This window comes from Spiroplasma endosymbiont of Aspidapion aeneum, from assembly GCF_964031045.1.
GTDB lineage: Bacteria > Bacillota_I > Bacilli_A > Mycoplasmatales > Mycoplasmataceae.
On the sequence record NZ_OZ034994.1, the window covers coordinates 276,796 to 291,129 of the forward strand.

Below are 14,334 nucleotides of genomic sequence, written 5' to 3' on the forward strand. Positions count from 1 at the left end.
AAAATGCAACATAGTACAGCTATTTACTTCTTTGTGGTTGGTATTATTGCATTAATTGGTTTTTGTGTTTATATAGCAATATTTACAATCCATATAAAAAAAATCAAAAAAGAAGGCCACACAACATTTAACAGAATAAATCCAAACTCTAATTTTATAATGAGATTTTGGGGAAATGCTATCTTATACATAATTCCATTTGGAATGTTCTGTGTGGCATTAATTTTTATAAGTATATCATTTGAACCGTTATTTATACCATAGAAAGGATATAAAATATGTTTAAACAAAAAACACATACAAGTCTAAGTTTGATAAACTCAAAAAACAATACAGATGTTATTGAAGGAAAAACTAAAAATAATTATTTGTCAAAAATTCTTAACATCTTGCAAGAGTTTGGGAAAGCATTGCAGTATCCAATTGCAATTTTACCATTTTGTGCAATTTTTAATAGGCTGGGAAACCTAGGAGAGACATATAGCACATCAACTGTTGGGGATGATAAAATAATCACAAATAGCTTTGGGTATTGAATATCTCATATCATGTCAATGGCGGGAGGAGTAGCATTTGACAATCTTGCTTTCTTCTTTGCAATTGGGATCGCCTTTGGTTTGTCAAAAGACCATAGGGGGGAAGCTGCAATTGCTGGTGCATTATTTTATTTAATTTTAGAAAAAATGTTGGGAGAGGGTGGTTTGGCAACCCTATTTTATCAAAACGCAATGAAAAATGATTCATCAATCGTAGATGGTAAAGGTAATAAATTATCATCTCTACTTTATATGAATAAAGGTGGTAAATCACTTTGGATGTTAAACCTAGGTGCACTGGGTGGTATTATTGCTGGTTCCTTTGCATCTTGGTCATATAACAAATTTAAAGATACCAACCTACCAAAAGCATTATCATTCTTTGGTGGAAAAAGATTTGTACCTATGGTGGTTGTTGTCTTGACAATACCAGTATCATTTGCGTTAGCAGTTATTTGACCTTGGGTACAATTGGGTTTGGTTAGTTTAGGAAAATATTTAACAGGAGATAACCTTTTTATTAAGGTTTTTGGAGTGTCTTTATACTCATTCCTAAACCGTTTATTAATTCCATTTGGGTTACACCAAGTATTAAATGTATTCTTTTGATTCCAAATGCCAATGACAGGACACGTAGTTAGCCCTGGTAGTGGTTCAATTGGTACAGACCAAACAACAGTAAATGGAGATATAACAGCATTTTCAAAAGGTATTGAAGGTGGTGGTTTATTCCAATCTGGATTTTTTCCAATAATGATGGGGGGTCTCCCTGCGGCAGCAATTGCAATGATATATGCGTCGCCCAAAGATAGAAGAACAGAGGTAGCAGGATTTTTAGGTGGAGTTGCTGGAGTTGCATTTTTATGTGGAATTACAGAACCAATTGAATTTTCATTTGTTTTCATAGCACCTGGTTTATATGTAATCCATGCAGCTCTTACAGCTATATTTGCAGCAGTTTCTGTTCTTATGCAAATTCAAGTAGGATTTGCATTCTCAGCTGGCTTTATTGATTATATTGTTTCTATGCCACAAGCTTGAGGATATTCAGCAGCTAAATCTGGAGCAGCACACTTCTTCTCAAATCCATTGTGATTATTAGTGTTAACTATTATTGCAGCAGCAGTATACTTTGTTACATTCTCATGATGAATACGACACTTTGATATTAAAACACCAGGAAGAGACGAAGCTCTTGATGACTCTTTATCAAGTAATGAAATAATTGGTACCAATGGTAAAGTAAGAAAATCAACATCAAAAGAAAAACACATTGTAATGGCACAAAAATTATTAGATGCAGTTGGTATAGATAATGTTGAACAAGTTGACAATTGTGCAACAAGATTGAGATTAATTGTAAAAGATAGTTCAAAAGCTGATGAAAAGGCTATTAAAAGTGCCGGTGCATTTGGTATGAAAAAATTAGGTAAAACATCATTACAAATAATTGTAGGGCCTGATGTTGAACACGTGGCTAGAGAATTTGAAATTATTTGAAAAGATAAAAAAACAGCTTAATAAAATTAAAATATAAGTTTAAATTAATTATAATTAAAAAATATTATCATATTAGTAAGAAAGTAATCTCTTATGTATACAATAATAAAAAAAACAAAAAGCAATTTAAAAAAATTGGTTTAGTTTTGAGATAAAATTATTGTATATGTAGGAGATTTTTTATTTAAAAAAAACAAATTAATAATTGTCAAGTAAGATTTTGATCAAGACTTAGCATTTAATTGTGTGCTGAGAAAATAATTTATCATACCACATTGCAAGAAGATAGTGTTTAAATTATCAAATTTAGGAAGAAAAAGCAATAGAAAATAATAATAGTAAACTTACATATATAAGAATAAAGTTAACAACTATCAAACATCCAAAAGTCATTGCAATTCCTAGATTGAATAAGCAACTTAAAAATAGAGAGTTGAGCTTGAGATATTAAAAAAGTTCGATGAGATGATGGGAAACTTACACAAAAAAAATAGTTTTCAATAAATATGAATTTATTGAAAACTATAAAACTATACATAAAATTTATGTATTATTCAAAATCAAAAAATAACAAGATCTTATTATTACCACTGGATTAAAATGAAAAAAGAAAGTATCAAATAGATTTTTAATTAATGTTTGGCTAAAAAAACAGAGAGTTTTTTAATTATCAAATAGTTCTATTAATTTTTTTTCTTCCTTTTTTGTGATTATAGAAATTATTATTTTATCACATTGTAATAAAAAACAATAAGAGTATAATAATTTATGGAGGATATATATCTATGAAGAGAAGTGAAAAACTGATAATAATGCATAAGTTTATTTTTCAAAAAAAGAATGAGCATAAGTTTATTTTTTGCTTATTTATTTTTCTGCTAATTTCTATATGCCTTATAATTATTGGATTAATAATCTTAGATATTTATTTATTTAAAAACCCAATCTTACTTTTAATTTTTTTTACTTTAATGTCAATATTTATTTTATTGTATTACTTTATACTCAAAATTTCATTTTATTTAATGAATAAAAAAATGATAAAGATGGTGGGGAAAATGTTTAAAAGAGTTTCATTTATGTTACAAAATAGAAAAAAATATATGATTGAGTTTTAGGTTGAATTATGTGGTCGTTTACCTATATTTTGTTTTCTGTAATTACTATAATAATTGAATTTCAAATAATTTCAAATAATTTTTATTGACTAAAATGGGTATTAATTCCAGTTGTTTTATTATTTACTCTTTTTGAATTAGAAACTTGCATCAGACATCATGTTCATTTAATTGAACGAAAAATTCAAAAAAATGAAGAATTAAATAGAGAAAAAATGACTCTAAGTGACCATTAATCTAATAAATATTCTACTTTCATTTTAAAATTAATGATGTTGTTACCGCTTTTAATGAGGGTGATGTTTATGTTAACAGTGCTGGAAAAGGATTTGGCTATGTTGGTGTCTATTCTATAACAATGGTTTATTAAAGATATTATTTTATTCAACTACATAATATATAAGGAAAATTCTACAATTAAGTCTAAGTAGATTGGTTTATTTTTTAACCATTCTATTTTTTTTACTTTTTTTATTTTAATAATAAAAAAAGTAAATTTGTTTGTTTTAAGTGTATAATTAATATATATAGAGTGGTGTTAATTATATAATGATTAAAATCGAGAATGTAAGTAAAAAATATAAGGAAAATTTTGTAAATTTAAATATTAATATTAATATTGAAGACGGAAAAATTTATGGTTTAATTGGGCCAAATGGAGCTGGAAAAACAACATTAGTACGGCAAATGCTTGGTTTTATTAAGTCTGATGAAGGTAAAATAACATTTAACAATATTAATTCTTGAAATAATTCCAAAAAAATAATGGCAGATATTGGTTATGTCCCAGGAGAATTAGCACTTTTTGAAAGTGTTTCTGTTAAATATTGGTTGAACCTAACAAAATTATTTAAGGAAAATGTTGATCCAAAATGAGTTGATTCTTTAGTCAAATATTTTGATTTGGATGTAAATAAAAAAATAAAGAAATTATCAAAAGGAAATAAGCAAAAGGTATCTATCATTGGTGCATTAATGCACAAACCAAAATATATTATTCTCGATGAACCAACCTCTGGTTTAGACCCGGTAATGCAAATAAAGTTTAATAAGTTAATTTTGAAATTAAAAAATGATTACAAAACAACAGTTTTTCTCTGTTCTCATATTATTTCTGAATCTCAAGAATTATGTGACCAAATATTTTTTATTAATCATGGTAATATTCTAAAATCATTGGATTCTAATGAAATTAAAAATAATGATTTATTACAAATCTTTAAAGATTTGTATGGAGCAGAGTTATAATGAAATCTAAGAGTAAATTTATCGCTTCCTTTTTATATTATTTAAGAACTAATTGAAGAACAATTTTAGCAATTTTTTGTTTGTGAATAGTGTTAACATTAATTTTTTGTTTGTATAGTATGACATCTGATTATGGTTTTAGTAAACCAGATTTTCGGGCTGCATATGAACAAAAAACTATTAATGGTGGCAAAGGTAGTTCTAGAATTTCTCTAGCAACAATTAATAAATACTTTTTATATGGAGGTTTTGCTGGTTGTTTTTATCTAATTGTGGGAACACTATTTTGAAATAAAATTTTAATGAAGGAATTAACAAATAAAACAATTTCATATTGACTTAGTCATAATCTATCTCGCACTAAAATATTATTATACAAATGCTTTTTTATCTTTTCAATTTTTTTATTATTGTTTTTAATTCAATTTACAATTTCATTAGCTTTTGTGATTAATGCATATTATATTAGCGAAGCTGAAATATATGCATTTATATCCCAAACGTTAAATTTTCTTGCTTTTGTTTTATTTATTAATAGTTTATTTTTCTTAATTGTTAATTTTTGAATTGAAAAGCAAAGATTGGTTAATTGTATAATTACTGGTTTTTTAGTCTTAGTTATATTAATTTTATTTTTATCAATTTTTTTGAAAAAAATTGATTTCAGTTATGTGAATATATTTAATTTAATTTATAATCCCTTTGATGGAGGAACATCTTATTCTGATCAATATGATTTTTCTAATCGTGGTGTTCATCAAATCATAAATAAAGACCATGGAGTTATATTTATTTATGATTGAAAATCAATTAAACCATTATATAATTATATCATAGCAATTTCTATGATACTTGGTACTGGAGTTTGTATTTATGGGGGATTATTAATTTTTCAAAAAAAACAAATACATTGTTAAATATAGACAAGGAAGATAATATGAAAAAAAAGAGCTTAAACAAATACATGCGATTTTATTTTTATACAAATTGAAAACTTATTTTGTTTATTTTTTGCATGTGGTCTTTAATTTCGATTGCAATCTTAATTATAAGTTGTAATTCTTATTATAATTTTAGCAAACCTGTTTTTAATGATAGCTATGAAACTGGTCAAGGTGGTTTTTTCAAAAGAAATTCGATTACATTTTTTGACCATTATTTTTTATATGGGCCTGTGTTTATTTTTTTATATTTGATTGTGACGGTTGTTTTTTTAAATATTATCTTTTATAATGAAGTTAATAGTGAAATTATATGTTATTGGTTAACACAAGGATTATCAAAAACACAAATTATTATTTATAAACTAATTTTCATTTGACTTTTATCAACATTTTTATTTTTAATTGAGTCCTTAATTAGTTTAGTCTTTATTTGTGAGAGTTATTTAATTAGCGGTAAAGAAATTGAAGGATATTTCATTCAGTCATTAAATTTTCTTTGCATTATTTATTTTTTGAATGTAGCTACGTTCTTTATCTTTATTTTGCTTATTGACCATCAATATCTAGCAAATAGCTTAATTTTTTGTTTTCTTATTTATACAATTATAATTATTGTTCTTGATCTTTTTCTAAAAACAAACTTCTTAAAATACTTTAATATTCTCAATTTAGCATATGACCCATTTTGGCAAAATATTAATCTAGACCAAAGTAGTGCAGTACAAATAACAAATAAAAATGGTGACGTTTTAACAGTAAATTCATGAAAAAAAATAAATATGTTACCTAGTATAATAATTTCTTTCTTTCTTTTAACAACCACTTGTGGATTTTGCTACCCTTTTGTAAAGGTTTATAATAAAAAAGATATGCTAATATAGTCTTAATATAAGTGAGAGTAAAATTAGAGGTAGTAGTTAATATTTAACTTGTAAGTATAGAAGTTGTTTTTATAAAAAATAGAGTTACAAATTAAAATATTTTGCATTATTTGAACATAAAAAAAACGAAGATCATTGAAATATTTAAAAAAAGTGGCACAATCTTTGTAGAACAACTATTTCACAAATTACTTTCTTAATATGATGATATATAAGAATTAAAAGTGTCTTTGATGAAAGATGTGAATATAAACAAAAATTTAGTTCGGAGAAATTTTATGGGATAGGAAATTAAAAAAATAGAACATGAAAATAATGGATTTATATGAACAAATTAAAATCCTAGGATTAGAATAATTTACAAAAAAATTCAATAAACTGAATGATGAAGTATCGATATAATAAAGTGATAAAGACTAGGCAATATAAACACCATTCATTTTGCGATACATATAAGGAAATTTAAACAATTTCAAAAATTTTGTGTGTTGGTGTATTGATCGGCAGTATTGTTAATTTTAAAAGGCCTTTAGCCTGCTAAAAAAGATTTTAATTCAAATATTGAAATTATTACCCTGTGAGCCCCAAAATGTATCTAAATTAAATACAATTAGTAACTATAGAATTTGATATTTTATACAACATTAATAATCTCGAAAATTATTTTGCAATAAATAAGTAGACTAAAAGTATCTTTAATACTAGTATTTGTCGAAAAATTATCCTTGATTAACAATTAAAATATTTGATAAAATTTTCAATAGATGTTGTTAGTACAGAAAAGTAAACCCATAATAATTAAACAAAATCTTAAGAATAATTTGATTGTAAATTATAACATGCATTTAGTCATAATAAAAAATTTAATTGTTGTATCATATTTAAAGATGTATTTATAAATAAAAAACAAACTAAACATTATGTAAAATTTCATATGATTTATTTATTATAATTTTTTTCATATCTAATTTAAATTTTGAAAATATTTAAACAATTATTAAAAAATTATGTTGCATATTAAATATATTGAAAATAACTATTTTGCTATTCAAACTTAAATAAAAAAGGTTAGTCAATCTTTCGCATGAGGTTGCGATTATTTTATATTATTAATATGTAACTCCACTTTAAACATACTAAATCAACCAATACTAAAAGATGAATTAAACAATAATTTTATAAATCATTTAAGAACCGCCTTAATTCACTTTAATATTTTCAAAACATATTTAGAGATTTTATTAAAAATAAAAATTTATAAATATGTTAGCATACAAATCGTATCATCTCATTTTTTTAAAGGTTACCTTTTTTAATATTACACATTTGGTCTATTCACTATAGATTTTATTTCCTATTATTAATTAAACTATTTTATACATATTTTCTTTTGCAAATCTATGTCTTTTGGCAACTTTAATATTTAATTCATCATTTTTATCTGCATACCCCAATGAAGCAGTGACATTTATTCTCTGTCCCTGCACCATTGTTTTTTCTTTGATCATAAACTCTTCTAATTTTGAAGTATTAAATCCCATCATTGGTGTTGTTTCAAACCCAATATCTGTTGCTTGCAATAGCACAAAAGCTAATTGAATGGAACTTGATGTTATATCTATTGTGTCTGTATATTTAGATACTTTTGTATAGTAATTTATAACACCTTTTGCAGTTTCATCTAACGCATCTTTAGCTGCAAAATCTTTTATAGTATCATAGATTCTCTTATAATTATCAGATAGTAACACCTTAAATGGTGTCCCAATAAATATAATTAAAGCTTTTGCTTTTAAAATATTTATTTTATTTGATTCTTCAAAAAACTCTGCATATTCTTCTTTTTTTGATTTATTTGTTATGATTACTATTTGAGAATCTTGAAAATTCGTAGCAGATGGTGCAAGATATGCTGCATCTATTATATTTTCTATTTGTTCTTTTGTTAAATCTGGCCCATCAATATATCTTTTTGTTGTATGTCTTTTTTTAATAACTTCATTTAAATTTTTCATAAATATTCCTCTTTTATCTATTATAATATTATCATATTTCTCATTTTTTTTAATAGTTATTATCATAAATATTTTTGTTTGTAATAATCAAAAGATTACCCACAAACAAAAAGAAAAGTATGTTTTTTCTGATTATTTATTATAATATATAAGTATATAAGTGAGGAAAATAATGAAAAAACCAGCATACGTATCATTAGATTTAGGAACATCATATACTTTGATGTACATTGGTGGGCAAGGAATAGTTTACAATGAGCCATCAATTATTGCTCTAAGGATATCAGATCAAAAAATAATCGCTGTCGGAATAGAGGCGGCAAAATTAATAGGAAAAAGTAATAAAAATATTCGAGTTGTCAAACCAATGGTTGATGGTGTCATTACAGACATTAAAACTACGCAAACACAATTAGAGTACATTGTTAAAAGATTAAGAATTGAACAAACAATCAAGGGCTGCATTATGGTAATTGCATACCCAAGTATAATTACGTCATTAGAAAAATCTGCGCTTGAAAAAATAGCATATAAACTTGGTGCTAGCTTTGTGATAATGCAAGAAGAAGTCAAAATGGCAGCCCTTGGAGGAGGGGTGAATATTTCAGCCCCTTCTGGACAATTGGTTATTGATTCTGGTGGGGGAACAACAGACATTGCTGTTCTATCATCGGGAGATGTAGTTCTTTCAAAATCGATAAAAATTGCTGGAACAGTTCTTACAAAAGAAATACAAAAATACGTTCGTGCTCAACACGGTATGGATATTGGAGAAACTACAGCTGAGAATATAAAAATAAAAATTGGAAATCTAGTTAAGGTTGGAGACTTAGATAATCTTTATGCATATGGGAGAGATTTAGTTTCTGGTTTACCTAGACAGGTTTTATTAACTCCTCAAGAAATTCAAGAAGTTTTAAAGGTTCCGGTTTCTAGAATAATAGACCTTGCTGTACAAGTTTTAGAATCAACTCCACCTGAATTAGCTGGAGATATATTTAGAAATGGTATTACTCTTTGTGGTGGAACAAGTTTGATCAAAGGAATGGCTAAATATGTTGCAGATACTATCCAATTGCCAGTAAAAATGGGTGACCAACCATTGTTAGCGGTTATAAATGGGACACGTAGTTTTGAATCAAAAGCAATTGAAATTTACCAAAATTCATCTTCAAACACAAATCTATATGATGAGTAAAATAAATTATTATTTAAAGAATAGTGATTAACCAGTCTCTATCCGCTGAAACTGTAAGATAAAAACAATATTTTTGTCAACTATTTCATTGTTTGGAGATTTTTTATTATTTAGGCAAAATATGCCATATTCTTTATTAATCTATTCGTCAATGTCAATTATACAAGAAATATGTACAAAATAAATATATAATAAGAGAGTAATGAATGGTAATTTATGAAGAGAAGTGAGAAAAATCGGGAATTATATCATAGAATAAATCAAGAAATTAGTGACATTGAAAAAGATTTAAAATCAACAGAGGATTTAGATGAAATTTTTGCTGCATTAAAGGTTATTGATGTTAACTTATATAGTGAAGTATTAAAATTAAAAGATTTAAATAAAAAATCAACAGACCCATATGTTGAACCAGAAAAAACTAAATATAATGTTGATGAGAGTATTAAAATCAAAATCAAGAAAATACTTAGCGAACTTCAACCTTTTAAATATGATAATGATGATGAAAAAGATTATTGAAATAGCAATGAAAATTATACTTTCAATTCAAAAGATTATAAAGCATATAATGATACAATTGAAGAAGAAAAAAAATTACGAAGTCTTAGAGAAAATAAATCTTACGATATAATTGCAAAAGCAAAAAAAGCAGCATTTGATGATATTGACACAAAAAGTTTAGAGAAATTTAAACTAACCGCCAATAAGAAAGTGGCTGAATCTGTAAGAGATATTATGAATAGATTAGACGATGCAACAGCTGTTGCTCAAGCATCCTATAAATTATTAAATCGAAAGCAAAAGAAGAGACAATATGTTTGAATATACATATCAGTTTTTTTAATAATGGTTATATGTGCAATACTACTTTTGGTTATTAAGTAATATAATAATATAAAAAGGACAAATTTTATGAAAAATATAAATATAGCAGTTGATGGAACAGCTGGCAGCGGAAAGTCGAGCACATTTTTAGAAGTTAGTAAAATAATTGGTTACAACTTTATTGACACTGGTGTCATGTATAGAGCATTTACTTGATTATGTGCAAATAAGAAAATTGACTTTAATAATAAGAATCATATTAATGAGGTATTAAAAGATCTTGATATTTTAATTACAGATAATAAAATTATTATTAATGGTGAGGACGTTTCTTTATTACTTGAATCTGATATTGTTATAAAAAATATAAATAAAGTTTCTGTTGTTGATATTGTAAGAGATAAAATGGTCACTTTACAAAAAGAAATGGTAAAAGAAAAAAGAAACATTATGGTTGGAAGGGATATAACTAGTGTTGTATTATGTGATGCTGAGTTAAAGGTCTATTTTGATTGTTCTATTGAAGAGAGAGCAAAACGAAGATTAAAACAAAGATTAAAGATTAATAACAAGGCAAGTTATGATGAAATATATGAATCAATTAGACAAAGAGATATGACCGATAAATCCCGTGAAATTGGAGCACTTAAAATAGTGCCAGATGCTTGAATATTTGATTCAACTAATTATTCATTTCAAGAATCGGTTGAAAAAATTTTAGAAAAAATTTATAGTATTATAAATTAAAAGAAAGGCTAACATTATGGCTCAAAAAAAAGTATTTACTATTGTTGGACGTCCTAATGTTGGAAAATCAACTTTCTTTAATAGAATAATTAAAGAAAGGAAATCTATAGTCGAAGATACTCCTGGTGTAACAAGAGATCGAATATATGGACAAGGAGAATGAATTACAATACCTTTTATTCTCATTGATACTGGTGGTATAGTTTTTAACGATGATCTTCCATTTTCAAGGCAGATAAAACTTCAAGCACAGATTGCAATTGAAGAAGCTGATGTTATTTTATTTTTAATAAACTATAAAGAGGGAATAACAAATGAAGATGAAGAGGTAGCAAAATTATTATATAAAGCAAATAAACCAATTCTTTTAGTAGCAAATAAATATGATAATAAAGATAGTGGTTATGAAAAATATGAATTTATGTCTCTTGGATTTGGTGAACCTTATTTAATATCTTCAAGCCATGGAATAGGTATTGGAGACTTGATGGATGGAATATTTAATAAAATTCCAAAAGAAGAATCTGTTTATGATGATAATGAACTAAAAATAACAATTGTTGGTCGTCCCAATGTAGGAAAATCATCTTTATTAAATTCGCTTGTAAATGAAGATAGAATGATCGTTTCAGATATCCCTGGAACAACAAGAGATTCGGTTGATACGAGAATAAAGTTCAAAGGAAAAGATTATATTTTAGTTGATACTGCTGGTCTTCGAAAACGAGGCAAGATATATGAAAATATAGAAAAATATAGTTATTTAAGATCGCTATCTAGTATTAATAAATCTGATATTGTTATTCTTGTGGTTGATATTTCAAACTCAATTATAGACCAAGATACAAATATTGGTGGTCTTGCATTTGATGAAAAAAAACCAATTATTATTATTGCAAATAAATGAGATTTAGTTGAAGATAAATCTTCGGCTGCAATGAATAAAAAAGAAAAGGAAATTAGAAGTTATTTTAAATATTTGCAGTATGCTAAAATAGTATTTACGTCCGCAATAGAAAGAACTAGAATTCATAACGTATTTGAAACAATCGATCTTGTTAAAGAGAATATGTCAAAAAGAATAAAAACAAGTATTCTTAATGAAATATTCAATAAAGCACAACTTATCAATCCTGCTCCAGATTTCAATGGTGGAAGATTAAAAATTTATTTTGTAAATCAGGTAAAGGCATATATGCCAACTTTTGTATTATTTGTTAACAACCCAAATTATGTGCACTTCTCATATAAACGATTTTTAGAGAACCAAATACGCGCTCATTTTAATTTTGATGGTGTACCAATCAATATTATATTCAGAGAAAAGAAATAGAGGTATTATATATGAAATCAAAAGTAGCAATTATTGGAACAGGAGCATATGGCACTGTCTTAGCAAATGTAATAGCAGAAAATCATAATCAGGTAACAATGTATGGAATTGATAGAAAACAAGTAGAAGATATTGACAAGAATAATTTGAATAAAGAATTTTTTGGGGATATTCTAATAAATAAAAATATTAATGCAACATGTGATATTAAAGAGGCATTAAATGATGCAAATGTTGTTATAATTTGTGTTCCAACTTTTGCAATTGAAAAAATTCTAGAACTATTAGACAAAAACATAGACCACCCAGTTCATATTATAAACACTGCCAAGGGATTGGTTGGTGATAATCATAATTTTCTTTCTAAAAAGATTAAAAACTATTTTAGGGATAGCAAAAACATAATTTCATATGGTGGTATTTATGGGCCATCATTAGCAAAAGAATGTATTATGAAAAAGCCGACTTGTGTAATGATGGCTAATGAGAAAATTGAAATTGCCAATGAATTGGCAAAATTATTTATAAATGATCATTTTTATGTCCAAACAACTACAGATATTTTGGGCTGTGAAATTGCGGGAGCATTAAAAAATACTATCGCTATTGCTTGTGGAATAATTGATGGATTTGGATATGGAGACAATGCGCATGCTTGTTTAATAACAATTGGTCACCAAGAAATATGTAGATTTGCTAAGCATTTTGGTGCAAAGGAAGAAACCTTTCTAAATTTTGCCACAATGGGAGATTTAGTTCTTACAGCAAGTTCAAAAGGTTCTAGAAATTTTTCATTGGGAAATAGTATTGCTTTTAATGATAGCGCCCAAAAAGTATTAGAGTCACATAAAGTAACGGTAGAAGGTGTTTTAACCTGCAAATTAGCAGTAGAAATTGCAAAAATCAACAATATTTCTATGCCCTTATTTGAATTAATGTATGAAATATTGTATAATAAACATAAGCCAAGTTTAGGGGTTAAAAAAATATTCCCAAATTCAATGGCGAAATATTAAAATAATTTGAAAGGTAAAAATAAAAAATGACAAAGGCAGAATTAGCACAGAAACTTGCAACTAGTTTCGACTTATCATCAAAGTCTGAAGGTGAAAAAATAATATCATTTATTTTTGATGAAATTGCATCTTCATTAGTTAATAGAGAAGAAATAGCAATAGCTGGATTTGGTAAATTTTTAACAGCAGACAGAGCTGCTCGTGAAGGTGTAAATCCATCTACAGGTGAAAAAATTAAAATTGCCGCAACAACAGTTACTAAATTTAAAGCAGCAAAACAATTAAAAGATGCTGTTGCAAAATAAAACAATTTAATAAAAAGATTTTTATATAAATATAACAATTTATATATTTTTTTTTCTTTAAAATAGGAGATATGAAATGATTTATGAATTATTTGACCGAGGATATTTAAATAGTGAAGCTTTACTAATTAGATACTATAAAAAAATAGGTATCTCTGAAAATCAATTAATAATCATTCTTTTGATAAATTCTTTAAAAAGAGAATCTGATCGTGTATATATGCCATCAGAAATTTCAAAATATATGAATATTTCAAAGGAGTGTATCTCTAAAGAAATTGACATTTTAATAGAAAATAAGTTTTTTAATATAGAAAAAAACAAATCTTCTGGTACACAAAAGATAAATTTTTCACCAATATACAATAAAATAATTTATGAAATAGAACTTGAGAATATTAATAATAGTGATGCGCTAAAAAAACTTACTCTGTATGTAAGGAAAAGTTATAACATTATACTTTCAGACAGTGATAAGGAAATAATAATAGCATTATTTAATAGTGGTCTATCTTGGTCATATGTTCATGATAATCTAGAACCAAAACAGCATATTCAAGATAGCAATGAATTAATTAGAATTCTTAAAAAACTTCATGAAACAACTTCAATTAAATTTTCAACATTCAATTGAGTTGATATTTAATATATAGAATAAAACAAAT

Annotated in this window: 14 protein-coding genes; 13 read left to right on the top strand and 1 reads right to left on the bottom strand. The window is 26.0% G+C overall.

What is annotated here, in order from left to right; all coding sequences use genetic code 4:
• Positions 1 to 3 precede the first annotated feature (3 nt).
• The 6 genes from AAHM97_RS01305 (at position 4) to AAHM97_RS01330 (ending at position 6,227) form a co-directional block, all read left to right on the top strand.
• Entirely contained in the window at positions 4 to 264 is a 261-nt protein-coding gene (locus tag AAHM97_RS01305) for a hypothetical protein (RefSeq protein WP_342269150.1), read from the top strand.
• A gap of 14 nt (positions 265 to 278) precedes the next feature.
• Entirely contained in the window at positions 279 to 2,057 is a 1,779-nt protein-coding gene (locus AAHM97_RS01310) for a PTS transporter subunit EIIC (protein ID WP_342269151.1), read from the top strand.
• Between the two features lie 1,105 nt (positions 2,058 to 3,162).
• The gene (locus tag AAHM97_RS01315; protein WP_342269152.1) at positions 3,163 to 3,390 is read left to right on the top strand and encodes a hypothetical protein; all 228 of its coding nucleotides are present in this window, start codon (positions 3,163 to 3,165) and stop codon (positions 3,388 to 3,390) included.
• Positions 3,391 to 3,703: 313 nt separating this feature from the next.
• Positions 3,704 to 4,402, top strand: a complete 699-nt coding sequence (locus AAHM97_RS01320; RefSeq protein WP_342269153.1) for an ABC transporter ATP-binding protein — start codon at positions 3,704 to 3,706, stop codon at positions 4,400 to 4,402.
• Positions 4,402 to 5,319 carry a hypothetical protein gene (locus tag AAHM97_RS01325; protein WP_342269154.1) on the top strand — a complete coding sequence of 306 codons (918 nt, stop codon included), beginning with the start codon at positions 4,402 to 4,404 and terminating at the stop codon, positions 5,317 to 5,319. Before AAHM97_RS01320 ends, AAHM97_RS01325 begins: the two co-directional genes overlap by 1 nt.
• A gap of 20 nt (positions 5,320 to 5,339) precedes the next feature.
• The gene (locus AAHM97_RS01330) at positions 5,340 to 6,227 is read left to right on the top strand and encodes a hypothetical protein (protein WP_342269155.1); all 888 of its coding nucleotides are present in this window, start codon (positions 5,340 to 5,342) and stop codon (positions 6,225 to 6,227) included.
• A gap of 1,364 nt (positions 6,228 to 7,591) precedes the next feature.
• Here the strand turns inward: AAHM97_RS01330 and AAHM97_RS01335 are convergent.
• The gene (locus tag AAHM97_RS01335) at positions 7,592 to 8,242 is read right to left on the bottom strand and encodes a nitroreductase family protein (RefSeq protein WP_342269156.1); all 651 of its coding nucleotides are present in this window, start codon (positions 8,240 to 8,242) and stop codon (positions 7,592 to 7,594) included.
• 172 nt (positions 8,243 to 8,414) lie between these two features.
• Here AAHM97_RS01335 and mreB point away from each other — a divergent pair, with 172 nt between their 5' ends.
• The 7 genes from mreB to AAHM97_RS01370 all read left to right on the top strand — a co-directional run bounded on the left by mreB (position 8,415) and on the right by AAHM97_RS01370 (position 14,315).
• Entirely contained in the window at positions 8,415 to 9,440 is a 1,026-nt protein-coding gene (mreB, locus tag AAHM97_RS01340; protein WP_342269157.1) for a rod shape-determining protein MreB, read from the top strand.
• Positions 9,441 to 9,656: 216 nt separating this feature from the next.
• Positions 9,657 to 10,328, top strand: a complete 672-nt coding sequence (locus AAHM97_RS01345; RefSeq protein ID WP_342269158.1) for a hypothetical protein — start codon at positions 9,657 to 9,659, stop codon at positions 10,326 to 10,328.
• Between the two features lie 27 nt (positions 10,329 to 10,355).
• Positions 10,356 to 11,015, top strand: a complete 660-nt coding sequence (gene cmk / locus AAHM97_RS01350; protein WP_342269159.1) for a (d)CMP kinase — start codon at positions 10,356 to 10,358, stop codon at positions 11,013 to 11,015.
• Between the two features lie 16 nt (positions 11,016 to 11,031).
• Positions 11,032 to 12,348, top strand: coding sequence for a ribosome biogenesis GTPase Der (gene der, locus AAHM97_RS01355; protein ID WP_342269160.1), 1,317 nt, complete (start codon positions 11,032 to 11,034; stop codon positions 12,346 to 12,348).
• A gap of 11 nt (positions 12,349 to 12,359) precedes the next feature.
• Positions 12,360 to 13,364: an NAD(P)H-dependent glycerol-3-phosphate dehydrogenase gene (locus tag AAHM97_RS01360; RefSeq protein ID WP_342269161.1), complete on the top strand. Its 1,005-nt coding sequence runs from the start codon at positions 12,360 to 12,362 to the stop codon at positions 13,362 to 13,364.
• Between the two features lie 26 nt (positions 13,365 to 13,390).
• On the top strand, positions 13,391 to 13,669 hold the full coding sequence (locus tag AAHM97_RS01365; protein ID WP_342269162.1) for an HU family DNA-binding protein: 279 nt from the start codon (positions 13,391 to 13,393) through the stop codon (positions 13,667 to 13,669).
• Between the two features lie 76 nt (positions 13,670 to 13,745).
• Positions 13,746 to 14,315 carry a DnaD family protein gene (locus AAHM97_RS01370; RefSeq protein WP_342269163.1) on the top strand — a complete coding sequence of 190 codons (570 nt, stop codon included), beginning with the start codon at positions 13,746 to 13,748 and terminating at the stop codon, positions 14,313 to 14,315.
• Positions 14,316 to 14,334 lie beyond the last annotated feature (19 nt).